Origin of the sequence: Vibrio sp. Vb2960 (assembly GCF_033337665.1) — a bacterium.
Taxonomy (GTDB): Bacteria; Pseudomonadota; Gammaproteobacteria; order Enterobacterales; family Vibrionaceae; genus Vibrio; species Vibrio alginolyticus.
Genome location: NZ_JAWORD010000001.1, coordinates 143,622 through 170,326 on the forward strand (window position 1 = coordinate 143,622; position 26,705 = coordinate 170,326).

Genomic DNA, 26,705 nt, shown 5'->3' on the forward strand with positions numbered 1-26,705 from the left:
CGTAGTGAGCCAATTCCTTATGTTCGCTCAACTAAGAACCGCTGTTTAAAATCCACAAATGCTTCATGGAGCGCATTTTCTTTAATCGGCTTGAGAAGCACGTAGTTCGCACCCGATTCCATAAAGGCGTCACTGGTTTCTTTCGCGGTGTCAGCAGTACACGCATAAATTGGCGTGCCTAGTTTCAGCTTTTGTCGGATCTCTTTGGTCGTTTCAATTCCACCAAGATGCGGAAGTTGGTTGTCCATCAGTATCAAATCGTAAGTATGATCTTTTAAGAATTCCATTGCTTCTAACCCATCTTTCGCCCAATCAACCTGCATTTTGTACTTGTTACAAAACGCTTTTAGAATGAATGCGTTAGTATGGTTATCCTCTACCAACAACACTTTGAGACTCTCTGTAAATAGTTCACCTGGCTTAACACGCAAACTCGAATCAAGAGGGGTGAGTACTCGCTCACGATCTTTCACTGGCATTGTAATGACAAAAGTCGTTCCTAAGCCTTTCTGACTGCGGACTTGAACATCACCTTCCAGCATGTCGACAAGGCTCTTCACAATAGTCAGCCCTAAGCCACTGCCGCCGTATTCTCGAGTCGTTGTTGCTTCTTCTTGAACAAAAGGTTCGAACATTTGGTCGAGTTTGTCAGACTCGATGCCGATACCTGTATCCGTAATTTCCACGACCAGCACGCTATTGTCAGCACCATAGAACTGCTCCAGTTCAGCATGCAAGCGCACGCTACCCGAGGGCGTAAACTTTACTGAGTTACTGACTAGGTTGAATAAAATTTGGTTCAGACGAACTTGGTCAGTAAAGATTTCAACATTGGGATCTATTTTGTTTTCAATGACAAGGTTGACGCCTTTACTTTCACAAATAGGACGATAAATGTTTTCTAACGTTCGAATTGTATCAGTGAAAGAAAACGGGTGCTTTTGGATATTAAACTTACCCTGCTCAATCTTCGAAAAGTCCAAAATATCATTCAAAACAGCAAGTAAGTGCTCACCACTATGTCGAAGTACGTCAATTTGGTTATTCTGCTCTTCTGTTTCCACAGAGTCTTTTAGCAATTGAGCAACCCCTAAAATTCCATTGATTGGCGTTCGGATCTCATGGCTCATTTTAGCCAGAAAGTCGGCACGGGCTTGAGCAGATTTTTCTGCTTCTTTGCGCGCCAAGTTACTCTGTTTTTCCGCCTCAATAAGCGTGGTTATATCCTGACCTTGAACAATAATACCGCTAATATCTCCATCAACTCGAATCGGCGATAAGTTCCAGCGATATACTTTGTCTCCAATTGGCACATTAACGCCTGTCAACGTAGCTCCCTGAGCCGCCATGCGAAGGTGTGGCATCAACTTTTCTTTGAAACCTTTGAACACTGGGTGCATGGTTTCAACATCGTTTTCCATGACTAACTCTTTGCGTGCTGCCGGATTGATTTGGACAAGCACACCCGATTCAGACCACACCATAATAGGTGATAACGCAAAGTTAAACAGGTCGCGGAAAGAGCGCTTTTGTGCTTCAAGCTCTTCAAAAGTGTTTTCTAGTGTCGAACCAATATGATCGAATTCCTCAATATCTGACCCCTCAAAACGCTCAAATCCTTTTTCTTCACGAGCCGAGCGGGTATATGCCATCAGGGATCCTAACTCTTCAACTACTCGATTCTCGATCCATTCTTTAGTCATTAGCGCAATCATGACCATACCGATAACTGAGGCTAGCATTGCTAGCAGGTGTTGGATTTGCAATGTCACCACGCTCTGATTGTCTTGCACAGTAAGCAAGCACAAGTCGGTCTCGGCGGCATTTACCTCAATAGGGGTTTTGATGATCAATAATTGGTCAAGCTTGTGCTGGGACTCTCGTCGTTTGAGTACGTCAAATATTTGATAAGCCTCATCTCCTACTAATGAGCTTGCCAATGGTGTGTTGTTAGCGACCAACACAACATTGTCGACGTTGCCTTCATTTTTTAACCTTTCCATCAACCCAAAGTTATTATCTAAAACAACAACATTGTAAGAGTACCCCATCACTTCACCGGTTTTAGGTTGTAAAACGGGTACGCGACGAAGTAACAGATGGCGAGTTCCCATCGGGGTCTGTGAGGGCAGATAATACCAGTTGTTGCTAAAGGTCACCTGACTGGCAAGTCGGCTAAGTATCAGGTTGTTGATGCCATAGAAATGCGCGTTGCCATCGTCCCAAATAATACCTTGATGATCGGTTAGGAAACGAAACTCCGGTGTATGGGAAGGATCACTCTGGTCAATACTCATGAAAAAGTAATTGAGTGCCTCTTCATCACGTTCTGTATAAAAATCCAATACAACATCACTTTTCGAATTGCTGTTGTGATGAATCTGAATCGCTGCAAAATGGCTATCAAAAATGTTCAGGATCAGGGCAGAGGTCTGCTGCTTGGTTCGGTCGACTTCCTGCCAAATAATCTGCTTCGAGAAGTAATAACTCTGAACAAAGATGCCTAGAATGATCGGAGCAAGTACGAGAATAATTATTTTGGTAATAAGCGTCGACAGTGAGCGACGCTTTCTTGTTTTTGATGTAGTTGTCATCAATTATCTGAGTATCTAAATGCACGTTTTCTTAATGCTTCAATTCTTTCTGGAGAGTCCGATTTGGTAACGACTTCAAAATCACCAGAGTAAACGGTGGGAACTGGCTTTCCTTCTAGATCCCACTTAATGGCCTCAGCCATTGCAATACCTGTATCATCGTTCATACGCATAACGGTAACGTCTAACTCCCCTTTAGAAAGCGCCTCTAACTCTGCTGAACCGCCGCCCCAACCATTGATCATGACATCGTCACGACCTAACTCTTTAAGAGCGTCAACAGCACCTAATGCTACATCGGTAGAACACGCGTAAATGAAATCAACGTCCGGATACTTCTCCAAACTGGCTTTTGCAGCTTCATACCCAGATTGCTTTGTTGCTTTGGTGTAGTAAGCAGATTGTAGTTCAAACTGGTTATCGCGGTTCACTTGGTTGATAAAAGTGTTGCCTCTGATGTCACTAATGTAGCCCTCCGAGAAATAGAGAACACTATAGTGGCTATGTTTAGGGAAACGCTTGCCAAACTCAACGGCCAATTCACGACTTCCTTCTGCGTGGTCGAAACCAACATAAAGAAACGGCTGATGATGTTCCCAATCCCTAACAGGTGTGGTGATATTTTGTAAAATTAACTTGGTTTTCTTTGAATCTAAGACATGCTCAACAAACTTACGATGTCTTGTGGTATCTAGAGTAAAGATCAAGTAATCGGAGTTGCTTTTCAGCGCCTCCATTAAAGACAAACTTTGCTGCTTTATATCTGCATTAGGACGAGTAAACACTTGATTTAGTTGATAGTCGATATCAAGCTTATCTAGGCGTTTTTCAAACGCATCGATGTTTCGAATCCAATAATCAGAGATCTGCTGCCCTGGATAAACAACAGAAATTTTCAGTGGACGCTTCTTGTCTTTTGCTACGGGTACAGGGGTTTCTCTTACCACTTCAGCCAACGCACTAGTTAGCTGCTTCTGTTGTGGAAACTGGTCTAAAAACTCTTGATATGCCCAATACCCATTAAGAACTTGGGTGGCCTGCACATTCGGCGCAAAAGCGGCCATTGAAATCAGGGAGAATACTAACGCTTTTTTCATCTACTGCTCTTTTAGCTTTTTTATGAGCCTAATTCAGCTCTATTCATTACCTAGCCGAGTCATCCTATACTCTTGTAATCTACCTTCCTCTTAGTGCCTGTTTCAATAGTAAATTGGTTCTTGGTCTGAGTGGATGCAAATAAAGTACATTGAGTCGCTTCCTTTGTCTCGATGACGTAGAGATATTTCGCGCTTTTCATACTCAGGACCTTTAAACAGAACACCAGCCCATTATGCGTCAGTTTATTCCTACATGGTACTCCAAAAACAAAAAGAAACCGCCAATGTGACATAGGCGGTTTCCGTGTATCTTTGCGTAGCAAGGGCTTATCAGAGTGCCACTATCTCTAACATCATTTGTTGATGTTCGTCGACGACAATATTTGCTTTTGACATAACGAGCAGCTCTTTTTTCGCTTTAGTTAGTTGCTTAATGTAGTACTCTGCTCGCATGGCAAGCGTCTTTGAGTCAAAATCCGATGACCATTCCAATACCAAAGGGCCTTTTCCCTTCAAAGCTTTCGCTCCTTTTCCGGTTTGGTGCTGATTGAATCTTCGTTCAACATCATTGGTAACACCACAATACAACGCGTTGCGGTTATTTCGTATCAGATAGACACTCCAACGCTGCGTTGTATTTTCCATCATGAAAGCAGTGACTCAACCTTAGCTTTTAATTCATCCAGCTCTTCTTTCAGCTGAGCGACTTCGAGCTCTAGCTGACTTACTCGATCGGAGCTCGAGCTTGCAGCAGACACAGGCGCTGCAAGTTCGGACGCATCAACATCACCACAGAACAAATGCATATAACGCGACTCCCGCTTACCAGCCTCACGTGGTAATTTGACCACTAATGGTCCTTTCTCTTCGCTTGCTAAATGCTCAAGGACCGTTTCCACTTCTTTTACATCATGAAATGTCGCGAGACGATTAGTACGAGTACGAATTTCCCCAGGTGTTTGAGCACCGCGCAAAAGCATACAGCATACAATGCCCTTCTCCTGCTCTGTCAGCTTTAAATCACCAAATTCCGTATTACAGAAACGGTGTTGATACTTGCTGACGCGGCTGTTGAACGCACTTTCGTCACTGACGAGCCTGCGCTCAATAAGAGCATCAACGGCATCGAGAACGTCTGACTCAGAGAGTGACATCACGGGATCACGGTTGCTTTTTTGATTACACGCGTTGGTTAATGCGTTTAGGCTGAGGGGGTAAAGATCTGGGGTAGTGACTTCTTTTTCGATCAAGCAACCAATAACTCGTGCTTCAATTGCCGTTAGCTCAACTTTCATAATGCATTTCCTTATTATTTTTGCATTTGACTTTGTACCTAAATCGCTTCGAAATCATACTCCATAAATTCACACAGCAGTGCAAGAAGCGTTAGCGGTTCAGGTGTTGGTGTCAGGCTAAAGCATAGCGTAAGACCTGACACCCCTTACGAATAGGGTCAGGTATCAATGCTCCGAGAGAATCGGCACTCTCGTCAAATTGCCATCTTGGTCGACCATCATTATTTTTGAACGATTAAGCTCAACTTCGATGATTTCGAGTTGCTCACGGGCGTTGATATACGCCGTTTTTAACTTTTCAGCCACAGAGCGAGTGACTTGCTCATTATCTTGACTATTTACTTGCTCCGCAGTGTTACCAGAGTCCATATCAAGTTCATCATTTTGCATTCAATGGTGTTGATAATATAGTGAAGGCCACGTTATGACAATTAATCGATGGATTCTACGATGTTGGCCAAAACTCGAAGAAAGCAGCACGATTATATGGACACAGCGCAATTGGTTGAGAAATGTTCAACTCTGCATTGCTATTGATCTAAAGACTGTTATGCCACTGGATGTTGTGCTTTAATCGAGGAAGATATTCATAAAATTAGGAAAGAGAACTATGAGTAGCGTATTTGAAATCGTTAACCAAGCTCGTCGTAAAAACAAACTAAAACGTGAGCTTCTTGATAACGAGAAGAAAGTTCGTGATAACCGTAAACGTGTTGATCTTCTAGAAAACCTTCTAGACTACATCAAACCAGAAATGACTCACGATGAAATCGTCGCAATCATCAAAAATATGAAAGCAGACTATGAAGATCGTGTTGATGACCACATCATTAAAAGCGCTGAGATCTCTAAAGCACGTCGTGACATCAGCCGTCGCATTCGTGAGCTGACTGAAGAAGACAAGCAAACTAGCGGCAAAAAATAAACGCGTGAGCTAGATTTTCGAACCCCGAGCAAGAATATCTTCCTCGGGGTTTATTTTTGTCTCTAAACTAACCGCCGTGTACAATCAATCTAACTCTTATTCCTAACGCATTCAGCTTTCTATGTCTTCAACTACGACAAGTACACAACCAACGCTTGCAAAACAATTATTTACGATGACCTGGCCAATGCTTTTTGGCGTTCTGTCTTTAATGAGCTTTCAGCTTGTGGATAGCGCGTTTATCGGTCAGCTCGGCGTTTTACCGTTAGCCGCTCAAGGTTTCACTCTGCCTTTGCAAATGGTCATTATCGGCATTCAAGTCGGTCTAGGGATCGCAACGACAGCGGTCATTTCTAAAGCTCTTGGGGCGAATGAAAGCCAGTATGCCAAACAACTTGGCGGATTAGTATTGATGATCGGCTCAATTGGTGTCGCTATTTTTGGCGGGCTAATTTGGCTTTTGCGCTACCCCATTTTAGCTCTATTAAGCGCTCCAGAATCTGTTATGCCGATAATCGACAGTTACTGGCCTTGGTGGTTATTAAGCTCATGGACTGGTGCAGTTTTGTATTTTTATTACAGTATCTGCCGAGCTAATGGCAATACAATGTTACCTGGCACAATGATGATGATAACCAGCGGCGTGAACCTTGTACTCGATCCGCTATTTATTTTCACGTTTGACTTGGGTATTAACGGAGCGGCAATAGCAACCATCGTCGCTTTTGGGTTTGGTATTTTAGTCGTCGCTCCTCGCGTGAAGAAGAACCACTGGGCAACGACACAATGGCAAGATCTTAACGTAGCCAAAAGTGTTGCATCTATCGGTAACATTATGGGCCCCGCGATGATTAGCCAACTGCTGCCACCGTTGTCTTCCATGCTAGCAACAAAATTATTGGCGAGCTTTGGAACCGCAGCAGTCGCCGCTTGGGCGCTTGGTTCACGCTATGAGTTCTTTGCTATCGTTTCGGTCTTAGCGCTGACAATGTCTATGCCTCCAATGGTTGGACGCTTACTTGGAGCAAAGAACTATGAAGATATCCAAAGGCTCGTCAGTATTGCCGTAAAATTCATTCTAGGTTTCCAACTTTTGATTGCTGCCATTACATTTGCCGTCGCAAACCCACTCGCATTATTGATGACAAGTGATGTGCAAGTGGAGCAAGTCTTGGAAATGCATTTACTGATAGTGCCGATCAGTTTGGGTTCATTAGGGGTTTGTATGCTAATGGTTTCTCTTTGTAATGCATTAGGCAAATCTTACACCGCGCTCACCATTTCAGCGCTGCGCTTGTTTGTCTTTTTCCTACCGTGCTTGTGGGTTGGCGCTCAAATGGATGGAATCCGAGGTTTACTCTTAGGCGCTTGTATCGGCAACCTGTTAGCTGGTGTTTCCGCATACCTAACCTATCGCCAAACCATACGCAAACTCGCAGGCGCTCAAGCCAACGCGCAACAATGAATAATCAGAACTAAGCCCCTGAAGTGGGGCTTTATCGTTTTGACGCCTTGTCTAAGTTGAAATGTTAGCTAGGCGAGTTTTAATTCACTAAAGAGCTCAAATAACTGGTTCGATTTATACGGCTTAGGTAAATAAGCATCCATGCCTGCCGCAAAACAGTTGTGGATGTCTTCTTCCAAAACACTCGCAGTGAGTGCGATAATCATCGTTTTTTCACGTCCTGCTTTCTTTTCCCAACGACGAATTTCTTTCGTCGCGGTCAGTCCATCCATCACGGGCATCATGCAGTCCATTAAAATTGCATCGAATTCTTCTCCCTTTGTGATGGCTTCTAACGCTTCTTGACCGTTGCTTGTTATCAAATAGTCATAACCTGCTTTATCCAGAAAGAAACTCGCTATTTTCTGGTTCATCAAGTTATCCTCCGCAATTAAGATCCTCCGATGAGAGCGCGACGCTCGATATTCAGAGCTGACAACATTATTGGTGACATTGTCACTTGACATAGTCTTTTCAACCTTAGCTAAATCATCAATGACATGCTTAAATCGATTGCCAAGGAAAGGTAATGTGAGTACGGCATGTACTTTTTCTGCATTTTCGTAGGGAGTGGATAAATGATGCTGGCAAATAATCACACGGCGAAGATCGTAATTAAATGATAGATTATCCAAGATTTCATCGGTATTAGCGTCGTTACTGTGGCACAGAAATATGACATCAAAGTCATCATTTATCGCTTGCACTTCATTCACATTATTAACACCAAAGAGATTGATTTTCGCTAAGCGACACTCTTTTAATACTTGGTCGGCGTAGTCGTAATTTGAGCAGATCAAAAGCCCTTTATTAATTACCTCCGAACGCCAGCCAAACACCGGAATTGCTTCAACCTCAATCGAGAACTCAAAGCATGTTCCCACTCCTTTTGTAGATGTTGCTACGAGCTTGCCCCCCATCATCGACACAAGCTGACAACAAATAGCCAAACCCAACCCTGTGCCGCCAAATTGCCTCGACACTCCTTCATCTTCCTGAGTAAAGGGTTCAAAAATCGTGGTTAACTTATCTTGATCAATGCCTATTCCGGTATCTTCTACTTTAAACTTCAGCACTCCACGTTCTTTCTCAAGTAACTCCTCATAACTAACATCAACGCATACATGCCCACTTTCGGTAAACTTAACCGCATTCGATACCAGATTCGTAACTACCTGTTTGACACGATGATCATCGACCATCACGCGAATGGGGATATTTTCAGCTAAATTAATACCTAACTTTAGCTGTTTAGATGTTGCTTTGGATTGGAATAAAATCATCGACTGATACACGACTTCTCGGATATCCGCTTCTACTAGTGACAGCTCCAATCGTCCAGACTCGATTTTAGAGAGATCCAATATATCGTTAAGTAAAGTAAGCAGCGTTTGAGATGAGGAGTCAATGTCATCAACAACTTCTTGTTGATGCGAAGACAACTCACTTTGAGAGAGTATTTCTGTCATGCCCATGATCCCGTTAAGGGGCGTGCGGATTTCATGTGACATGTTGGCAAGAAACACAGATTTTGCACGATTAGCCGATACTGCTGACTCTTTTGCATGCAGTATTTCTTCAGTTTGTCTCTGCATTTCTTCAACCACTCGATTCACTTGCTGAGCAAAAATGGTCAGTTCATCACTTCCATCAACTTTGACTTTTGTTTGCTTCTCTTCGGAGTTGATCAACGCGTTTAAAGTATGAATGATCGCATCGAGTTTGCTGTTAACGCGGAACCAAGTACTAAATCCGAGCCAACAAAGCAGGATAACCACTAAGGCAACGCCAAAACTGATCATGGCTATATTGGCCTTTTGTTCATGAACCTGCGTGAGAAGCGACTGCTCAGTTTGTTTGGTGAACCCATCGATGAGCACTTGTAAGCGCTGCACACGAAAATCGAGTTCTTTTAAATACGCGGCGTAGTCACTTTGTGACATGTCTCCTGAGATTAATTGTCCGCGAGACGCCAAGTTTCTCTGATATCTCGGCGAAGTAAACAAGCCAAGCAATTTATCCACTTGCTCGTATGACCCACCTAAGTTTAAAAACGCATCCAAATTTTGCTGCTGTCGGTCTATCGCCTGATAAAACATACTTTGACTTAGCCGACTCTTAGGGTCTTGGACTAAACGGTTCGTCAGCCAAGCTTCTTTCTGTGTCCAAAAAGAGAGCTGAGCAAGGTAGGCAATAAAATTTTGCATGCGAATGCCATCGTCACTGCCATACCATTGATGATTTTGCAACAAAGAGCGCGACATATTTTGGAGCTGTTGAAATGCCCAATCACCCAGGTCGTCCATCTCACTCAATCTACCTGACAATACCCCCAGCATGGCTTCTTTCAGTTCATCAGCATACTCAGCAGTATTAGGGTTACTCACAAACTTTTGATGCAAAGAAGAAATAACTTCACCTTGTTCTTCAATATTAATGGCTGCAGAGACTTGAAGATCAGGCTGTCGGCGTACTTTCTCTATGGAGTAAATAAAGTGGGAGGCCTTGGATATCAATTGGAAACCTTGAATATTACTAACCGTTTGATTGAGACGGCTCACGCGCAACGCATTATCAGAAAACTGCTGAACTGCAAACACCACTATTACCACAGCGGGTAATAGTGCGAGGAGTGCTAAGCGTGTTTTTATTGATAATCTCAACATCCATCAGCCTAATGGTTGATTTCATCCGTTTATTTAATATTAGACTAGTTTCTTGCATTGAAAGGCATATACGACATTGTTACTTTCAAACAACATTCACCTACCTAGGTTATGGTTATTGTGAGTGTTTTATCATCGGCTAATGAAGTGGCAATTGTGATTCAAGTCATATTTTTTGATCTTAAAGTTGGATGCAAACAATAAAGTTTCACTCACAACTAAGAGTCGCATCACTTTTCAGGAAATCATCTATTGTATGTTTACCTATTGAGTTGCCTTATCGAGTTAAATCACACAAAAATGCAAAATATCCATTTTTGTCAACAAAAATAATTTGAAAGCAAACGTTATCATCGCAAAAAAAGTAAGTTACTTTCTAAATGTCAATACGTGAAAACCACTGCTTTAGTCACATTAATCCACCACTAACGTCCCCTTAAGTAGTGTTTTACACTGGATTTAATTTTCCTAGCAGAATAAGGACTCCGACCTTAGAATCCGCACACATAACTATTACAACCCGATTACATAACCCACCACACTCTTGCACGCTGCCGAAGAGGCAACAGCAGAGAGTATGGTTAGCCCCCAAAACGTGAAAGGTCTAATACAACAATGAGTCCAGAGAAATATCTCCAAGACTGGCAAACTAGCCAAACGATTGCTGAATCTATTTCCCCTCTAATTGGTAAGCTATATCGTCAAAAAGGAATCGAAGTGGTTCTGTTTGGTAAAACGCTTATTAATGCTACTACTATAGACATTCTCAAAACTCATCGCGTTGCAAGACGTTATACCGGTAACCCACTTTCGCTTGAGCACACGATGCCTATTATTCAAGCGCTTTGTGAAATGAGCATTTCTTCATGCCGTGTCGATGTTGGCCAATTGGCAACTATGTACTGGAATGAACATGACGATACAAGCTCTCTAAACGATTTCCTTATCACTGCACTTGATGGCGCTCGCGACGCAGATTCTTCATTGAAAGCGCGTGATGTGGTTCTTTACGGGTTCGGTCGCATTGGTCGACTACTTACTCGCCTTCTCATTGAGAAAAGTGGTCCAGGTTACCCACTAAGACTACGTGCGATTGTGGTTCGTGGCGGTAAAAAAGGCGATTTGGAGAAGCGTGCTAGCCTGCTGCGTCGTGACTCAGTTCACGGCCAGTTCAACGGTAGTATTGTTATCGATGAAGAGCGTAAAGCACTGATCGTTAACGGCAACTACATCCAAATTATCTACGCAAATAACCCAAGCGAAGTAGACTATTCAGCTTTCGGTATCAATAACGCGCTAGTTGTTGATAACACAGGTGTTTGGCGTGATTCTGAAGGCCTGAGCCAACACTTAGCGTGTCAAGGCGCAGAGAAAGTACTGCTAACAGCACCAGGTAAAGGTGACATCAAAAACGTTGTATTCGGTGTAAATGAGTCGGTAATTAAAGAAGATGACACCATCATCTCTGCGGCAAGCTGTACAACAAATGCAATCACGCCAGTCCTTAAGGCTCTGAACGATAAATATGGTGTTCTTTCTGGCCATATTGAAACCGTGCACTCATACACAAACGACCAAAATTTGATCGACAACTTCCACTCTGGTGACCGTCGCGGACGTAGTGCTTCACTAAACATGGTTCTGACTTCAACAGGTGCGGCAAAAGCAGTTGCTAAAGCATTGCCAGAGCTTGCAGGCAAGCTAACAGGCAACGCGATTCGCGTACCGACACCAAACGTTTCTATGGCAGTCGCTAATCTAAACTTAGGTGAAGACGTAGACCGTGATTCACTGAACGATTACTTGCGTGAAATGGCGTTGAACTCTGAGCTTTCGGCACAGATTGACTACACCGATTCAACAGAAATTGTATCAACTGACTTAGTTGGCTCTCGCCATGCAGGCGTCGTAGATGGTCAAGCGACTATCGCACAAGACAAGCGTTGTGTACTTTACATCTGGTACGACAACGAATTCGGTTACAGCTGCCAAGTTGTGCACTGTATGGAACAAATGATGGGTGTTCGTTACCAAACATTCCCTCGATAGGTGAACTTTGCTCCACAACGTTAACCACATAGCGTAGCGGACAATATCTCATATTTGTTCTAAATAATAAGCGCCATGCGCATTACTAATATTTTTCCCCGTTTATACGCCTGATCACCCTCAGGCGTTTTTTCGTTTCATTCATTTGACACTCTCCGGACAAAGTGAACGTCAGCATTCATGTTTTGTTCATGTTCACAGCATTAATCTGAGCACATAAATTACAGAGAGGTCATGATTATGAATCGGATTATTGTAACTGCACTAGCACTGATTACCGGCTTTTTTACGTTAGTATTTAGCTTGATCATTGCGATTCCGTTGACCATCGCAGCATTAATTACCGGCAATCGTATTGAAAAGCGCGTCAAGAAAATGCAGAGAGAAATGCACGAAGAATATGAGTTTAATACAGGTAAAGCAGATGCGATTGAAGGTGAATTTGAAGAGGTTCGCCGGTAAGTAAATAAGATTTAGATGAGTTTCTCTCCCCCGACCGCTCCTGAGAAACTTCTTGCTTTCACCCTGTCCTTAAAATGGCAGGGTGCTTTTTTGAAAAGCACAATATTGAATAAGCACCTAGCGGTTTATTGCTTTATCTTTTTGTTGTAGGAGGCTGTGTAACCAGCCTCCCATAAATCACCATCGACACCAGAGTATGGGTTGGATTCTTTCGGAGCGCCGCTTAGGCAAGCATCTTTGCCTTCCTTCTTAATTTCATCGATGTGATTTAAAACAAAGTTAAAGTGTTTAGGATCAGCCTTTTGTAGTAACCCGTACAAAAGGCCAAAGCCAAGCATCGTAAATACAAACAGTTCAAAAAACACCCAAATGCTCTTTGTTGAAAAGAATATCCAAGCAACGCTGCAAACACTGGTCAAAATTACTACTGGAGCTAAATCTACTATTCTTTGCATATTGCTCTCACCTTCTAAACGGTCATGAAGTCTCTACCCCTTTCATAGGGTAAGTAAGAGGAAAGTCCGTTTTTATCCAATAAAGCACTCTCGACTTAATATGCGACACTGTTAGTATTAACGTTAAGTGGCTATCGTTCTCATTATAACAATGCGTTGGAAAGTAGCTTTCACAGCAAATGAGAATATGAACCAAAGTAACACTATTGATAATATTAATTTTAGCAACGTTTAGCGTCAGAATTACGTAAATTGTGTAAGGGTTACTGAGAGTAGACAAAAAAGCAGCCACACGGGCTGCTTTTAGTATTTCTGTCTTGCGAGCTTGTCTATACCGTTACGACCACTCTAAGAGCCAGCAGCATGAGTACTACCCCTGACAAACGATCAATCAACACTGCCTTAGAGCGAATTCTGTCAACGACTTTAGAGCTCGATAGCACTAGGGTAATAAAGGTGTACCAAAGCCCATCCACAACAAACGGCGTGGCAACAATGATCATCTGATTACTCAAATCATTACCGAGCGCGACAAACTGACTGAATAATGCGATAAAAAACAAAGCAATTTTGGGACTTAAAATCGAGATAAAAAAGCCTTCTCGCGCAGACTGGATTACCGTTGTTTCCTCACCTGACTCCAACTTCGCAGCCACACCACCTTTTGAACGCAAAGCATTAAACCCTAAATACGCAAGATATGCCGCACCCACAAGGCTAATCGTCTTGAACAGCATCGGGCTTTGCTGCAAAACAACAGCGAGCCCAATCAAGGTAATAAACGCATATATACCAATGCCAAACGCATGAGCCCAAGCCGTAGCTAATCCATTGATACGTCCACCAGCCAACGAGTGCTTAGCGACAATAGCTAAGCTGGGACCTGGTGACATAGCCCCTAATAAACACACGGTAAAAAGTGATAACCAAACTGTTAGTGTCATAAGAATCTCCCCTCTTTGAAGCTCACTCTATCAACGGAAGAGGTATAATTAGAAATCAAAGTTATTCATACTAATCATGACTTCAAGTCATAGCTAAACGGTGTACGTATTAGCGAATGGAATATTCAGAGATTTGCATTACTGAGCGAATCTCTTCTCGCACCCATTTATGCGCAGGATCCGTGTCGTATTTGGGGTGCCACATTAACCAATATTGATGAATAGGTGTTTCGAGTGGTAATGCTTTATGGGTTAAGTCCCAATGCTTAGCGAGGTTAACGGCAATATGTTCAGGAGCCACCATCAGGTGCTCACTTGCAACTAAGCGATTGATCGCAGCAGAGAAGAATGGAACCTTAAAGGTAACGTGGCGGGTGTGCCCTAGCTCTTTCAATGCTAAATCAGTGTAGGAATCTTTGTCTCCGCCGCCAGTCACTTTGATGTGTGAATATGAAATCAAGTCTTCAATACTGATCTGGTCCTGCTTTGCTAACGGATGAGAAGATTTCATCAAACAAACTGATGAATCCTCACCAATTTTAACGCTCGACACACTCTGTGGTTTTTCTGGATACATAGAAGACGCGATATGGATGCCCGTCTCATGAAGTTTATCAAGAAAGTTGGGTTGCCACAGTCGGTACGCCATATCTAACTGTGGCGCTTGTTCACCCAAGTGAGAGGCAATATCGGGCAATACGTATTGCGCCACGTAGTCACTAGAAGCAATAACAAGCTCACCTTGCCACTGCCGCGGCTCAAAAGGTTGGTCATCGAGTAAATGGTCAAACTCAGCCAGTAATGCATCAAGCTTTGATTTTAACGCTATTGCTCGTGGCGTTGGTATCAGTTGATTACCTTGACGAATAAGCAGTGGGTCACCACACAGATCGCGCAATTGTGCAAGCTGTCGACTGACAGCTGACTGCGTAATGTGCAAACGGTCTGCGGTCCGGCTGACATGACACTCCTCTAAAAGTACATGCAAGGATCTAAGTAGATTCAAATTAATGTTGTTTAACATATTCGCTCAGAAGGGTTTTCAACATGGCATCCATTCATGGTCACTTCACAAACAGGTTCCCAGTCGTGTTAAAGAATTCAGCTAAGACGGTATGAGTCATCAGGTTTCGAAGCTCTGGATATCGTTGAATTTGATCTCTGATTTCGTTCAAGCGAGCCATCGTAGGCACTTCGACAAAAACCATCATGTCCGTCTCACCGCTGATCGCATGACACCATTTTACGCCATCAATTTTGTATAATTCGTCCGCGTATGATTCGCAATAATACGTAGAGGTTGATTTATCGAACTTTAAGGCAAAATAGGCGCAAATCGAATCCCCACCCGAAGGCGCAATTTCAGCGTGATACCCTAGAATCACTTTGTCATGCTCTAGCTTGCGAATACGGGCCGTTACCGCAGAACGAGAAAGGTTTACTTTATCCGCAATTTCAGTCACCGACAGCCGAGCGTTGTGCCTGAGCAGATCCACAATCTTATGATCAAACTTGTCCATACCGTTACCAAGCTTTCCTTATTTTTCTCATTCTATACCGATTCTAACTGCATAAGAAACCAACATTTTGTTGGAATTATTTAAAACAACCGTCATATTGACGGTTTAGTAAATCATTTTGTTATTAACATTTTGGATATGCTATTTGGCGGGCATGAGATGAGTGCTGTTATCCATTTCAACAGAAAATAGATAACACATTGAAATCAAATTCCCAACTTAAGTACTCAGCACATAAATAGCATCGCTTAAACACATAAAACGAAATAACCAGAAGCCACAAGCTTTTTCGTAATAAGCCTCATAACATTGGATGAATCAATTCGCATGGAAGAGCTCAAAAAAGACATTTCACTCACATCAGGTATCGCACAGTTATCCACCACATTAATGGGAACTGGGCTGTTTATGATCCCGGCTATCGCAGCAGGTATAGCTGGCCATTTTTCACTATGGGCTTGGATTTTATTGTTCATCGCGATTTGTCCTATTGCGCTGACTTTTGCTCAACTGGGTAAACGATACCCCAACGCGGGCGGAACAGCCTTTTTTGTACGCAAAGCCTTTAACGCCAAACTGGAAAGTAGTGTCGCTTGGTTATTTGTTAGTGTCATTCCGGTAGGGGTTCCGGCCGCGATTGCACTCGCCGCAGGCTTCCTACAACAAATATTGCCAGAGCCTATTAGCAACAATCTGTTTGCACAAATTCTGACGGTAGTACTACTTGTGTTCGTCAACTTGATGGGCACAAAATCATCAGGTCATTTACAAACTCTTATTGCTTTGAGTGTCTTCGCACTTGTTGGCGCATTTTTATGGAAAGGCGACGTTAACAGCGCCGATCTTGTGATGCCCGCCATCACACAAGAGTCAATTTGGCCTATTACCGCAGCGTTAGGCGTGATGTTCTGGTGTTTTGTTGGCATAGAGGCTTTTGCCCATATGGGGGAAGAGTTCAAAAACCCTCAAAGAGATTTCCCTATTGCCATTGTGGTCGGTTGTTTTGTAGCAGGGGCTACCTATTGGGCATGCTCTGTCGTTATTTTAAAATTTGGCGCGTATGGTAACGCTCAATTTGATAACGCATCCATCCCCTGGCTTAGTGCCCAACTACTAGGCGATGGAGCCAAATGGATAATCAGCTTGATAGGTTTCTCCGCTTGTTTCGCGAGCGTTAACTTATACACACAGAGTCTAGCGCGAATGGTCTGGGCTCAAGCTCGTGAACATCGTCCTTCTAGTCCACTAGCCAAGATTTCACGTCGTGGTGTCCCTTTCTCAGCCACCATATTAGTTGGCGGTATATTATTGATATCTTGTGTGATAGGAACCCTATCACAGCTCGATCTGGAGTTTTTCCTAAAACTCGCAAACAGTGTATTCGTTCTGGTTTACATGTTGGCGATGTTAGCCGCTTTCAAATTGCTTCGAGGATTTGGTAAAACACTTGCGGGACTGTCCCTACTGCTTTGTACCGGTGTTTTTATATGTTTAGGCTGGTCAATGTTTTATGCACTTGGCATTTTTACTCTACTTTTACTGCCTTGGAAACAGTGGCGACATAAGCGACAAACACGTGTAGTTGAATAGTCATCGCTTCCCATTTCGAAATATGTGAGCTAAACGTTGGATACCAGCGTCTATGTTCTCTAACGCGATATTGCCGTAACCAAGCACGGCACCATGCCAGTGACGTGCTTGAAAATCTGGGTGTTCATAATAGCTCAAAGGTCGCAAGATGATCCCTTCATGCTCTGCTAGTTTCGTAAAACGCTGCTCATCCATACCGTCTTGCCATTTCAACGTAATATGAAGCCCCGCCGCTTGGCTAACGACGCAAACACGGTCGCCAAAATGCTGTTGAATGGATAAATGCATCTGTTCATGCTTAGTTTTGTACAGTCGACGCATTTTTCGAATATGACGTAATAACCCACCTTCAGTAATAAAATCTGCCAATGCTTCTTGTGTATGCGTCGGCGAATCACCACTTAACGCATCCTTAACCACCAAACATTGCTCTACTAAACGTTCAGGAGCTACAAGGTAGCCAAGCCGCAATCCGTTAAACATCACTTTACTGAAGGAACCCACATACAACACACGCTCATCTCGACCCATTTGAGCCGCTAGCCCCTGTAAGCTGGTATAGGGACGATGAGCAAACTGGAATTCGCTGTCATAATCGTCTTCGATGATCCAACGTGACTGTTCGACTGCCCAGTTGATGATCTTCCCTCTTTGCTCAGTATTGAGTGTGGTGCCCATCGGATATTGATTGCTTGGGGTGATATACAGGGCATCGGCATCGCTTGTGGTCACCGCTTCCACATCAAAACCTAATGTCTCTCTTACGAACAAAGGCTCAAATTGATAGTTTTGGAACTGAATCAACTTCCGCATTTGCGCGTAACCTGGTTGCTCCATCAGAACCTTATCACCTTGTTTGAGCACTACCATCGTCGCAATCGACAACGCTTGCTGCGCCCCAGAGGTAATAATAATGCGCTCTGGAGAACAATTCACTGAACGGCTTGATGCGAGGTAGTCAGCTAAAGCACAGCGCAATGCCCAACTACCCTGAATATCTTGATTCCCCAACAAGCAAGTACGAGACATATGGCGAGTGAGTAACTTTTGCCATTGCGCCATCGGAAATGCGTCCAAATCCGGCACACCCGGTGCAAATGCGCGGTTGATATCAAAGTGAGCTTTCGGTGATGAGTCTCTCTGAACTGAACTAGGTTCAGGCAAGTACTGCTCTGGCAGTTCTACGGCAACATAAAAGCCAGAACCTTTTTGGCTGTTCAAGTACCCTTCCGCCACTAACTGTTCGTAGGCAGAAATCACGGTATTCCTACTTAGATTAAGCTCTTGTGAAAGCTTCCGCGTAGAAGGCAGCTTCCCATTCTTCACCCACAGTCCTTGAACAATTTTCTTGCGAATAGCCAAAAACAACGCTTGCTGACGCGTTCCTTCACTGTCTTTTAAATGTAGGTCACCGATATCAATCAAAGACAAACTGGATCCATCCATTAGTTAAAACTGGCTCTCTTTAAGCTACCAGTTAAACGCTACATTGCAATCAAAGAATGAGGATAAATCGCTCGTAATCGTGAGCAAGCAAGGAGAGAAAATGCTATCCAACACCAATAGAACGGAAATTAAGAAAGGCGCACATAAAGCCGTCTCTGATGTTAGCAAACTGCACGCCATCATAGATGAAAGCCTAATCGCTCATATTGCGATAACCAACGAGTCAGGCCCTGTGGTCATCCCTATGCTGGCATGGCGTGTCGAAGATTACGTGTATATCCATGGTGCCAACAACAGTCGACTGTTACGCTCACTCAAACAAGGAGTGCAAACGTGCTTAACCTTTACTTTGTTTGATGGTTGGGTATTGGCTCGAAGTGCGTTTCACCACAGTGCGCATTATCGCAGTGTTGTGGTCTTTGGCCAGTTTGAGATGGTGGAAGATAACCAAGAGAAAGACAGGTTGCTGAATCACTTTATTGAACAGATCGCTCCGGGGAGAACAGAACAAGTCCGTTTGAGTAATGAAAAAGAACTCAAAGCCACCATGCTGCTGCGTATTCCACTCCTAGAAGCATCAGTGAAAATCAGCAATTTTGGCGTCAACGACGATGCGGAAGACATGGACATCCCTGTTTGGGCAGGTGTCCTACCCTACCGAACCGTCGTAGGTCCGCTGCAAGCTTGTGACGATTTGTATGAAGGTATCGCAGAGCCAGACTACCGCAGTGCCTACTCTAACCGTTGGCAGGAATAAGCACCGTAAAACGTGCGCCGCCTAAGTGACTCTCGCCGACAGAAAGCTCCCACCCCAGTTGCCGCGCTGCACTGGTAGCAATGGCAAGCCCTAAACCAAAGCCTTTCATGTCGGCGTTGCGGCTTTTGTCTAAGCGCGAAAATGGCATAAATACTTCTTCTCGCATCGCCTCAGGGATGCCCGGACCATCGTCCTCAATATCGATGCTCCAGCAATCCGCTACCGTTCGAATCGTCACCTCAACGCAGGACTCACCATAACGCTTGGCGTTTTGCAGTAAATTATCGAGGACAAGGTTACCCAAAGTAGGCTGAAAGTGAATCAATTGGTTCGCGAGTTTATTTTCTGCTCTCAACATGGCGGACTCTAAGCCTAGGTAATTCATGCGGCTTTTACACCAAAGTGGCAGTTCCATGGTTTCAACAGAATCGATCCATGAGTGGTTTTTCACACTCAAGCGAGACAGCATGACAATGTCGGACGTTAAATCCGTCACGACATCAACGTATCGTTCAATATCGTCATGTAACTCTGCCTGCATTTCACCACTCGTGCGTCGAGCTAAATCCGTCGCTAGCTGAATACGACTCAGCGGAGTGCGCACTTCATGAGGAATAGCTTGAGTAAAGATGTGTGTTTGGCGCACTCGTCTCTCAATCTCTTCAGACATGCAGTTGAAGCCTTGGGCGAGCTCTTTCACGGGTTGCGAAAATTGCTTTAGCTCGACTCGCGTATTCAACTCACCAGAACCAAATTGTTGTTGCGCAGCCGTTAGTTGCCGAATTTGGCGGTCAAGACGTCGTACAGGTATGTAAACCATAATGCCTAAACTGCATACAACAACCAAAAGTAGAGTAAGTATAAATACAATCTCAGAATCTTCATTCCAATCAACGTGTGGGCTAAAGAAATCCGTTTTTTCTTTGAAAACTAAACTCTTCGAAGTGTTAGGCAAAGGGAATACCGCAGCATAGGTACTGCCATCAATAAGATAAACAGGTATCCCTTGCATACGGTACAGCAGATTACAATCTCGACAAGGCGGTGATCCGTCCCAGTTTTCAACCAATGTTAAATCAAAGATAAAGAAATCTTGCTTGCCGTTTTCGGTTAACTTCTTGTAGAGAGAATCCGGAGTGCCTCGTTGCTCAATGTATTGATCGACAAAATAAGCACCATCACTCAAAAAAACACCAACTTCTGTTTTGCGCATGTACTCTTCCCCCATAAAGAGAAACAAAGCAACAGTCAGCGCAAGGCCAGTTACTAACCCCACATATAGACGAGTAAACAGGGAAAACATGCGTCATTTACCTGTCAGCATGTAGCCGTGGTGACGTATGGTTTTAATGGTAGCCGTATGGATATGAGCCTTGGAGAATTTCTTCCTTAGCGACGATATACGCATATCAATCGAACGATCAGTAATGCAGTATTCAATGCCTCGGGCAAGACGGCAACATGATTCACGAGATACTGGCTTATCGACATTCAGCATCAGGAGCTCTAAAATTTCAAACTCAGAACTCGTTAAACCAATATCTTTTTGCAAATAAAATGCTTGGGAGCGACGAAGACAAAGACTAATGCCATATCGGCTCAGCTTTTCTTCTTCAACGATATCAACTTGACGACAATAGCGACGCAACGCTGCTTCAATACGGGCGAGAAGGATATTGCCTTTGATCGGTTTGGTAAGGTAATCATCAGCACCGAACTTAAATAAGCTCACCTCGCTCATTTCATCATCGGTCGCAGTCAAAACAATGATAATACCATGATAAAACTTACGCGCCTCTTGGCATATTTCTGCGCCATTTTTTCCTGGTAACATCAAATCTAACAGCACTAGGTCCGGCTTGAGCCCCTTAATCGTTTCTAATGCATTTTGACCGTTACCGATGACAGTTACCGTATATCCTTCGGCTTCGAGGTACATTTTGGTTAATCGAGCAATCTCAGAGTCGTCTTCTACCAGTAAGATTGTATTACCCACCATGAATCATTTACTCCACCAATATGATGGAGGGAGTATATCGCTCGTCCTATACTGCGCAACCCACTTAAATGATAATTTTAATAAAAAACAGGCTTACATACGCTTACAAACCATACATATACGATAACCCTAATCATTCTATACCCCTTAAACCATGCAATAACCTGATGTCTTATTTATTATCAGAATATAGCTTCACATAGAAAATAAAATTCGGAATAAAAATCTACTATATTTTTAAACATATCGAATAATAGGTCTTACCAAAAAACAATATCAACATATATGACTTAGTTTGCTTATATAGACAGGACTTTATGTTGCTTCTAAGTTTCTTGCTCTAATAAAGTCTACGAGTAACATGAAATGAGATATTCCAAATTAACACCTTTAGCCATATTTTGCGCGATAAGTCTAACTGCTTGTGGCGGCAGTGAATCTAATCCGAAACCATCGACAACGACACCTCCAACACCACCAATGCCAACATTGAGCACTGTTACAATCCCAACTGTCGTTTCTACAGAGTTTCCAGCCAAGTTAAAAGTGGCTGCTGATGCTGGCTTCACCCACTATGTGAAAATCTCCCTTTCCGAAGCAAACAACAACGATACATTTCACATTGTGGCTGTTGATGACGGTGCGAATAATGAAAAAATCTTTCGTGCAGCCAAAATCATCCAACACCTTCTCACAAACCAACCAGACTCTAAGTACGGTGCTGACAAGTCTCGTATCGCTAAGACATTAGCCAAGCGTGATGCCACACTAATGCTGACCGAAAACGACGAACAGAATGATGAGATGTTAACCAAAATCTTTATCAACGAACTGATTCGCCAAGACAAATTGAACGATGCAGTTACAAACTCGGGCTTAGCACACTCTTTTGATACGAGTTCTCTAGAAAAGTTTGTTGTAAGCATGATGGTACTTAACGAAGATGATATGGATACACTTGTCACATCTATCGCGTCAACATTAGTAACTAGTAAAGAAACACCAAACTGGCTAAGGAATAGCCAATCTTTAATGTATCGAGAACTGACAGTTGAAGGCGATTGCCATTACATGAGTAATTTTGCCGATTACTGCGCCAATCTTGGTAAAAAAGCCGAACGAGACGCCGCTTTTGAAGAAATTTTACACTTGGTCCAAGCGCAAGGTATTGCACCTAACACGGCGACTGCGGCACTGCAAAATGACATTCAAGCTCATGCGTTAAGCATCTATAACGATATTCAATCGGGCAAACCGACGGTGTGGCGCCCTACTCAGTATGACTGGGACGATTGGAAATCGGACGACTTCGATCCTGAAAGTGTGAAACAAACGGGCCCTTCATATTCTCACGAATATTTTGCTGCCGCTTTTGAAGCTTACATGGGTGTAGCAAAAGCAAACGGACATGGTTTAGATGGCTACCAAGCGTTAACGCGTGAAGAAATGCAAACCCAAGATCCACAAGCCGTTGATTGGATCAGTGGCTTATTCCACGGATACTTGCAATATACCGCGAATATCGACTCTGCGGGCGTCAAGCTCTACACAGAAAAGACAAATCCAGGCACAGTACCTACCTTCCGTATGGCTCCCAACAAAGACGGTTTGATAGAAGCGTACACCTACAAATCTCAGTGGCTAACAAAAGTGAAGATCATTGGCGACGACGCGATGAATGTGATCGGTAATGATCAAAACAATACTTTTGAAGGCAACAGCAAAGACAACAGCATTTATGGTGAAGGCGGTATCAACACCTATATCGTGCCACACAAACTGGCGGAATGTACTGTTATCAAAGCAAAGAGTGTTTCTGTTGAGTGCCCAAATACAGGCACTGACGAGTTGTACGACATTCAGAACATCCAATTCACCGACCAAACCCTAGATGTAACCAAGCTATAAACAATGAAAAACATGAAGAAACTTATTCTATTCGCTCCCTTGCTCCTTGTTGGTTGTGGTGGCCTAGCCGTCATGGATCGTACTGATGCCGTAAAAGCACAACCAGAAATGCTGATCAAAACCGACGGTGATTTTTGGGGATTCGGTGCAGATGGCCATTTTGATTTTGCTGGTAAGTACAAAGGCAAGTATTCACGCAGTGCTTCTAACTCAAGTTGGTTTAACCGTATCTCTTTCAAAGAAGGTTCAATGGGCGCAGAAGTGACTCGTATCGACAGCGGGGAAACTTGGCTTTTGAACTGCACTGGAGGCGGTATGTCGGTTAACTACATGGGCGTCGATTTTGGTGGGAATGATCCTTACACCTGTGACATTACTCAAGATGGTAAAAAAGTCGGTGAGTTTGCGATGGAGCCAAAATCCGCTCTCATCGACATCAGCTTTGAGAAAAAAGAGACAGGCGTAGTGCGTATTGGTAGCACCCACTTTAATGTAGAAACTGTACATACTAGTCCTGACGCCATGATGTCGGTAGACATTCCATTGGGGTATAGCTTTAAGGAAGGCACACAAGAAATTGCCGCTGTGCAGACGAACGGTACCATTGCGGTACAGATGCTCCCTGAACTTAGCGAACAAAAAAAGGATGTAATTGCCATCGGCGCTGTTGCAAGTGCACTAAGTTGGCGCCCTAAAAAATAGCCATTACATAAAACAACAACACACAAAAAAACAAAGCCCTCTACTTTTTTGAGGGCTTTTATTGCTTGTACTCATAGAGATAAGTGAAGCACTACTTCTCTAATCTTCCCGTATACTGCTTGGGCGTTAATCCACGATGTTTCTTAAACATACGATTGAAGCTCGCCACATTGGTGTAACCAAGGCGCGTGGCAATGTCATCAATACTCACGCGCTTACTCAACAAACCAGCTGCAATATTACTCAATACATAGCCAGAAACCGTCGAAAAATTGAGCCCTAATTTATGCAAACGACGTTGAAACTGCTGTTCAGATAAATCAAGCAGAGAAGAAACGCGCTCTAACGTTGGCAATCCATAATGGCTGCTGTAATTCACCACTTCATAAATCACTTTCAACTCATCTTCTGGGTCGGGCATATTAAGCAAATCATCCAAATCGGAAAAACTCATCGCTAGACGGTTGTCTTCTCGATGGCTCACTTGGCGAGAAGCTAGTCGGTCATCTCCCGAGATCCATATCTCTGTTTTTGGCTGACTCCATTCCACCTCGCAGCCGAAATATTCCCGGTATCGCTCAGTATTTTTTCTCGAGCCTGAAACCTTGACACGTAAAGGCTGGTAATCTTTGCCAAGAAATTCGCGTAACACCTTAATCATAAATACCGCACAGCGGATACTATCGTGCACCTTTACTGACGTTTCTATAAACGGGTTGTGGTAAGTCCATTTGATGATTTTACCCGACTGTTCGCCAGCAAAAAACGCCCCTGATTGTAGGTTGCTCACACCATAATTCACTCGCCGAATGGTACTGGCTAAATCATTGCCGGAGAATAACCAGCGTCCCACTGGCCCTAGCTTTTGCAGTTCAATACCCCGGCTGAGACTCAACACCACATCCGGGTCAGCACTGGCTTGTTCAACACAACGATACCATTCCGCAACGGCTTTTAGCGGGATCAGTGTCATTGGGTTACGAAACACCGATACTGGGATTCCTAACTCATCCGAGTCCAAATTGTATTTAGATAACGCGAGGTTATGCATGTTTAGAATGCCCATCGCGCGAATAAACCGAACCGTTTTCATAACCAATTACATCAAATTTAATCCTATAGCGATTGAATCTGTCACAAAGAAAGCCGCAAATCAAATTCAGATCACAATACGCCAACAGTTTGATAGAGGAGTGTTTAATGAGTTTACTGAGTGTCCCATTTGTCGGTACAGGCGCAGATACGGCGTTACATGTTGTCGCTGCTGTCGTTTTAATTGCGAGTGTCGCGGGCGCGTGTTACGGCTTTTGGAAAATCCATGAATTGCCTATCAATAAAGCACACAGCAAAGACCATCATCAGATAGGGCTCATCACTGCGCTGACCTGGATAGGGTTTGTCTGGCACTGGGTTTGGGTGCTAGCCGTGATCTTTGCATTTGTTGATATGGAAAAAGCCATCATCAATCTGCGTGATACATGGAAAAGTAAACCGCAAACAGAAACACAGCCAAAAGAGGAAGCATAATGTTAGAAGGTTTAGCGGTATGGGCTCTCTTCATCTATCTGCTGCGTTTGGTTGGCATGCCTTGGAACAAAGCAACCAAATCGTTCGCTTATCTTGGCGGTTTGAGTTGGCTGATGTTCGTCTGGGTAGGTTTGATTAACTTCACCCCGATGGATTTATCCGGCGGTTCTGTCGTGCAGTCACCACACATCCAATTGCGTCCAGATTCAACCAATGTAAAAGGTAAAGTTGACCACATTTACATTGAGCCGAATCAGCAAGTTAAAGAAGGTCAGCTCATTTATGAACTTGACCCAACGCAATACAAAATCGCATTAAATCAAGCGAACGTATCCGCTGATTCTGCTCGCGTTGCATTAGCTACAGCAAAAGGCGACATCGAGATTGAAGAAGCTAACCACGAAGCGCTAGTGCAAGATCTAGAAACATCAAAGAGCCAGTTGGAAGCGGCGAAAGTTGACTACAAATTGCAGAAAAAAATGCTAGATCGTTATGTTGAGCAAAACCGAGTGGTGCACAACACCATAACGGAAAGCGATATCGACAAACAATCGAGTGCGGTTGATATGGCACGTCACAACGTGTTGACCCTTGAGTCTCAAATCAAGAAGAAACAAGTCGATATTTCCCGTGCAAAACTGGCGATTCATAAAGCGGAACTTGCAGTTGAAACCAAACAAGCCGAACTGCGCCAAGCGAAAGAGCAAATTGCAAAAGCGCAATGGGATTTGAATAGTACAAAAGTTCATGCCCCAACAGATGGCTTTGTCACCAACTTTATCCTGCGTGAAGGTCAGCGTGTATCAATGATGCCGCGTATCAACATGTACACCAACGAAAAGTACGTACTAATGCGAGTGAACCACCAGGCGATTCGTAACATCAAACCGGGTCAGCCAGCGGAATTCTCTTCGTCCGTTTACCCAGGTAAGATCTTCTCAGCGACCGTCGAAGGCATTGTTGAAGCAACAGGTGAGTCACAAGGTAATCTACTGGGTTTCGATGATTCCGTACGTGTCACCACTGGAAAGAACTTACAGAACAAACACCACTTTGTTCGTCTTAAGATTGATGAGCCAGAAGGCTACGACATCCCTGTTGGCTCTGTTGGCCTCGCATGGGTCAGCGGTGAAAAACCGATAGGCTTCATGGCCTTCTTAGATGTGATTCGCGGGATCATCATCCGAATGAAGTCTCAACTGTACTTCTTCTACTCTATCTAAACTCGCAAACCGCCAGTTACGCTGGCGGTTTTCTTTTCATTT

At 43.6% G+C, this 26,705-nt stretch carries 24 protein-coding genes; 10 read left to right on the forward strand and 14 right to left on the reverse strand.

What is annotated here, in order from left to right:
* Positions 1-17 precede the first annotated feature (17 nt).
* The 5 genes from luxQ to R7O03_RS00535 all read right to left on the reverse strand — a co-directional run bounded on the left by luxQ (position 18) and on the right by R7O03_RS00535 (position 5,355).
* Positions 18-2,594: a quorum-sensing autoinducer 2 sensor kinase/phosphatase LuxQ gene (gene luxQ, locus R7O03_RS00515; protein WP_005385636.1), complete on the reverse strand. Its 2,577-nt coding sequence runs from the start codon at positions 2,592-2,594 to the stop codon at positions 18-20.
* Positions 2,594-3,691: an autoinducer 2-binding periplasmic protein LuxP gene (locus tag R7O03_RS00520; protein ID WP_005385634.1), complete on the reverse strand. Its 1,098-nt coding sequence runs from the start codon at positions 3,689-3,691 to the stop codon at positions 2,594-2,596. The genes luxQ and R7O03_RS00520 overlap by 1 nt, the downstream gene beginning before the upstream one ends.
* A 330-nt stretch (positions 3,692-4,021) precedes the next feature.
* Positions 4,022-4,339 (reverse strand): GIY-YIG nuclease family protein, encoded by a 318-nt coding sequence (locus tag R7O03_RS00525; protein WP_005373593.1) that lies wholly within the window; start codon positions 4,337-4,339, stop codon positions 4,022-4,024.
* A complete protein-coding gene (locus tag R7O03_RS00530) occupies positions 4,336-4,986 on the reverse strand; it encodes a YceH family protein (protein WP_005373594.1) in 651 nt (216 codons plus the stop codon). The genes R7O03_RS00525 and R7O03_RS00530 overlap by 4 nt, the downstream gene beginning before the upstream one ends.
* A gap of 165 nt (positions 4,987-5,151) precedes the next feature.
* On the reverse strand, positions 5,152-5,355 hold the full coding sequence (locus R7O03_RS00535; protein ID WP_031777159.1) for a hypothetical protein: 204 nt from the start codon (positions 5,353-5,355) through the stop codon (positions 5,152-5,154).
* 241 nt (positions 5,356-5,596) lie between these two features.
* Here R7O03_RS00535 and R7O03_RS00540 point away from each other — a divergent pair, with 241 nt between their 5' ends.
* Together R7O03_RS00540 and R7O03_RS00545 are read left to right on the forward strand one after the other, a co-directional pair.
* A complete protein-coding gene (locus R7O03_RS00540; protein ID WP_005373603.1) occupies positions 5,597-5,911 on the forward strand; it encodes a DUF496 family protein in 315 nt (104 codons plus the stop codon).
* A gap of 121 nt (positions 5,912-6,032) precedes the next feature.
* On the forward strand, positions 6,033-7,376 hold the full coding sequence (locus tag R7O03_RS00545) for an MATE family efflux transporter (RefSeq protein ID WP_017635172.1): 1,344 nt from the start codon (positions 6,033-6,035) through the stop codon (positions 7,374-7,376).
* A 68-nt stretch (positions 7,377-7,444) separates the two neighbouring features.
* On the opposite strand, the gene R7O03_RS00550 is transcribed toward R7O03_RS00545, so the two are convergent.
* Positions 7,445-10,081, reverse strand: a complete 2,637-nt coding sequence (locus R7O03_RS00550; RefSeq protein WP_206225807.1) for an ATP-binding protein — start codon at positions 10,079-10,081, stop codon at positions 7,445-7,447.
* 615 nt (positions 10,082-10,696) lie between these two features.
* Between R7O03_RS00550 and R7O03_RS00555 the strand changes: the two genes are divergently transcribed.
* Both R7O03_RS00555 and R7O03_RS00560 read left to right on the forward strand, forming a co-directional pair.
* A complete protein-coding gene (locus R7O03_RS00555; protein ID WP_005373606.1) occupies positions 10,697-12,130 on the forward strand; it encodes a glyceraldehyde-3-phosphate dehydrogenase in 1,434 nt (477 codons plus the stop codon).
* Between the two features lie 240 nt (positions 12,131-12,370).
* Positions 12,371-12,592 carry a hypothetical protein gene (locus R7O03_RS00560; protein ID WP_213886157.1) on the forward strand — a complete coding sequence of 74 codons (222 nt, stop codon included), beginning with the start codon at positions 12,371-12,373 and terminating at the stop codon, positions 12,590-12,592.
* Positions 12,593-12,717: 125 nt separating this feature from the next.
* Here R7O03_RS00560 and R7O03_RS00565 read toward each other — a convergent pair whose 3' ends face one another.
* The 4 genes from R7O03_RS00565 to R7O03_RS00580 all read right to left on the reverse strand — a co-directional run bounded on the left by R7O03_RS00565 (position 12,718) and on the right by R7O03_RS00580 (position 15,511).
* Positions 12,718-13,047, reverse strand: coding sequence for a hypothetical protein (locus R7O03_RS00565; protein ID WP_213886158.1), 330 nt, complete (start codon positions 13,045-13,047; stop codon positions 12,718-12,720).
* 329 nt (positions 13,048-13,376) lie between these two features.
* Positions 13,377-13,991 carry a LysE family translocator gene (locus R7O03_RS00570; protein WP_005373611.1) on the reverse strand — a complete coding sequence of 205 codons (615 nt, stop codon included), beginning with the start codon at positions 13,989-13,991 and terminating at the stop codon, positions 13,377-13,379.
* Positions 13,992-14,100: 109 nt separating this feature from the next.
* Positions 14,101-15,015, reverse strand: coding sequence for a LysR family transcriptional regulator (locus R7O03_RS00575; RefSeq protein ID WP_017819875.1), 915 nt, complete (start codon positions 15,013-15,015; stop codon positions 14,101-14,103).
* A 40-nt stretch (positions 15,016-15,055) separates the two neighbouring features.
* On the reverse strand, positions 15,056-15,511 hold the full coding sequence (locus R7O03_RS00580) for an Lrp/AsnC family transcriptional regulator (protein WP_005373615.1): 456 nt from the start codon (positions 15,509-15,511) through the stop codon (positions 15,056-15,058).
* A 327-nt stretch (positions 15,512-15,838) separates the two neighbouring features.
* Here R7O03_RS00580 and yjeH point away from each other — a divergent pair, with 327 nt between their 5' ends.
* Positions 15,839-17,101 carry an L-methionine/branched-chain amino acid transporter gene (gene yjeH / locus R7O03_RS00585; RefSeq protein WP_017819874.1) on the forward strand — a complete coding sequence of 421 codons (1,263 nt, stop codon included), beginning with the start codon at positions 15,839-15,841 and terminating at the stop codon, positions 17,099-17,101.
* On the opposite strand, the gene R7O03_RS00590 is transcribed toward yjeH, so the two are convergent.
* Positions 17,102-18,547, reverse strand: coding sequence for a PLP-dependent aminotransferase family protein (locus tag R7O03_RS00590; protein ID WP_154204235.1), 1,446 nt, complete (start codon positions 18,545-18,547; stop codon positions 17,102-17,104).
* Positions 18,548-18,647: 100 nt separating this feature from the next.
* Here R7O03_RS00590 and R7O03_RS00595 point away from each other — a divergent pair, with 100 nt between their 5' ends.
* Positions 18,648-19,304 (forward strand): pyridoxamine 5'-phosphate oxidase family protein, encoded by a 657-nt coding sequence (locus tag R7O03_RS00595; RefSeq protein ID WP_318131280.1) that lies wholly within the window; start codon positions 18,648-18,650, stop codon positions 19,302-19,304.
* On the opposite strand, the gene R7O03_RS00600 is transcribed toward R7O03_RS00595, so the two are convergent.
* Together R7O03_RS00600 and R7O03_RS00605 are read right to left on the reverse strand one after the other, a co-directional pair.
* The gene (locus R7O03_RS00600; protein ID WP_005373622.1) at positions 19,285-20,607 is read right to left on the reverse strand and encodes an ATP-binding protein; all 1,323 of its coding nucleotides are present in this window, start codon (positions 20,605-20,607) and stop codon (positions 19,285-19,287) included. The two genes, R7O03_RS00595 and R7O03_RS00600, sit on opposite strands and share 20 nt — an antisense overlap.
* Before the next feature lie 3 nt (positions 20,608-20,610).
* On the reverse strand, positions 20,611-21,303 hold the full coding sequence (locus R7O03_RS00605) for a response regulator transcription factor (RefSeq protein ID WP_053349274.1): 693 nt from the start codon (positions 21,301-21,303) through the stop codon (positions 20,611-20,613).
* A gap of 366 nt (positions 21,304-21,669) precedes the next feature.
* Here R7O03_RS00605 and R7O03_RS00610 point away from each other — a divergent pair, with 366 nt between their 5' ends.
* Both R7O03_RS00610 and R7O03_RS00615 read left to right on the forward strand, forming a co-directional pair.
* The gene (locus tag R7O03_RS00610; protein WP_248486479.1) at positions 21,670-23,211 is read left to right on the forward strand and encodes a hypothetical protein; all 1,542 of its coding nucleotides are present in this window, start codon (positions 21,670-21,672) and stop codon (positions 23,209-23,211) included.
* A gap of 12 nt (positions 23,212-23,223) precedes the next feature.
* The gene (locus R7O03_RS00615; protein ID WP_213885447.1) at positions 23,224-23,913 is read left to right on the forward strand and encodes a hypothetical protein; all 690 of its coding nucleotides are present in this window, start codon (positions 23,224-23,226) and stop codon (positions 23,911-23,913) included.
* A 91-nt stretch (positions 23,914-24,004) separates the two neighbouring features.
* Here R7O03_RS00615 and R7O03_RS00620 read toward each other — a convergent pair whose 3' ends face one another.
* A complete protein-coding gene (locus R7O03_RS00620) occupies positions 24,005-25,006 on the reverse strand; it encodes an AraC family transcriptional regulator (RefSeq protein ID WP_318131282.1) in 1,002 nt (333 codons plus the stop codon).
* A gap of 107 nt (positions 25,007-25,113) precedes the next feature.
* Here R7O03_RS00620 and R7O03_RS00625 point away from each other — a divergent pair, with 107 nt between their 5' ends.
* Both R7O03_RS00625 and R7O03_RS00630 read left to right on the forward strand, forming a co-directional pair.
* Positions 25,114-25,440, forward strand: coding sequence for an MFS transporter (locus R7O03_RS00625; protein ID WP_017635162.1), 327 nt, complete (start codon positions 25,114-25,116; stop codon positions 25,438-25,440).
* Positions 25,440-26,663 (forward strand): HlyD family secretion protein, encoded by a 1,224-nt coding sequence (locus R7O03_RS00630; protein WP_086047511.1) that lies wholly within the window; start codon positions 25,440-25,442, stop codon positions 26,661-26,663. The genes R7O03_RS00625 and R7O03_RS00630 overlap by 1 nt, the downstream gene beginning before the upstream one ends.
* The last annotated feature ends 42 nt before the right edge of the window (positions 26,664-26,705 follow it).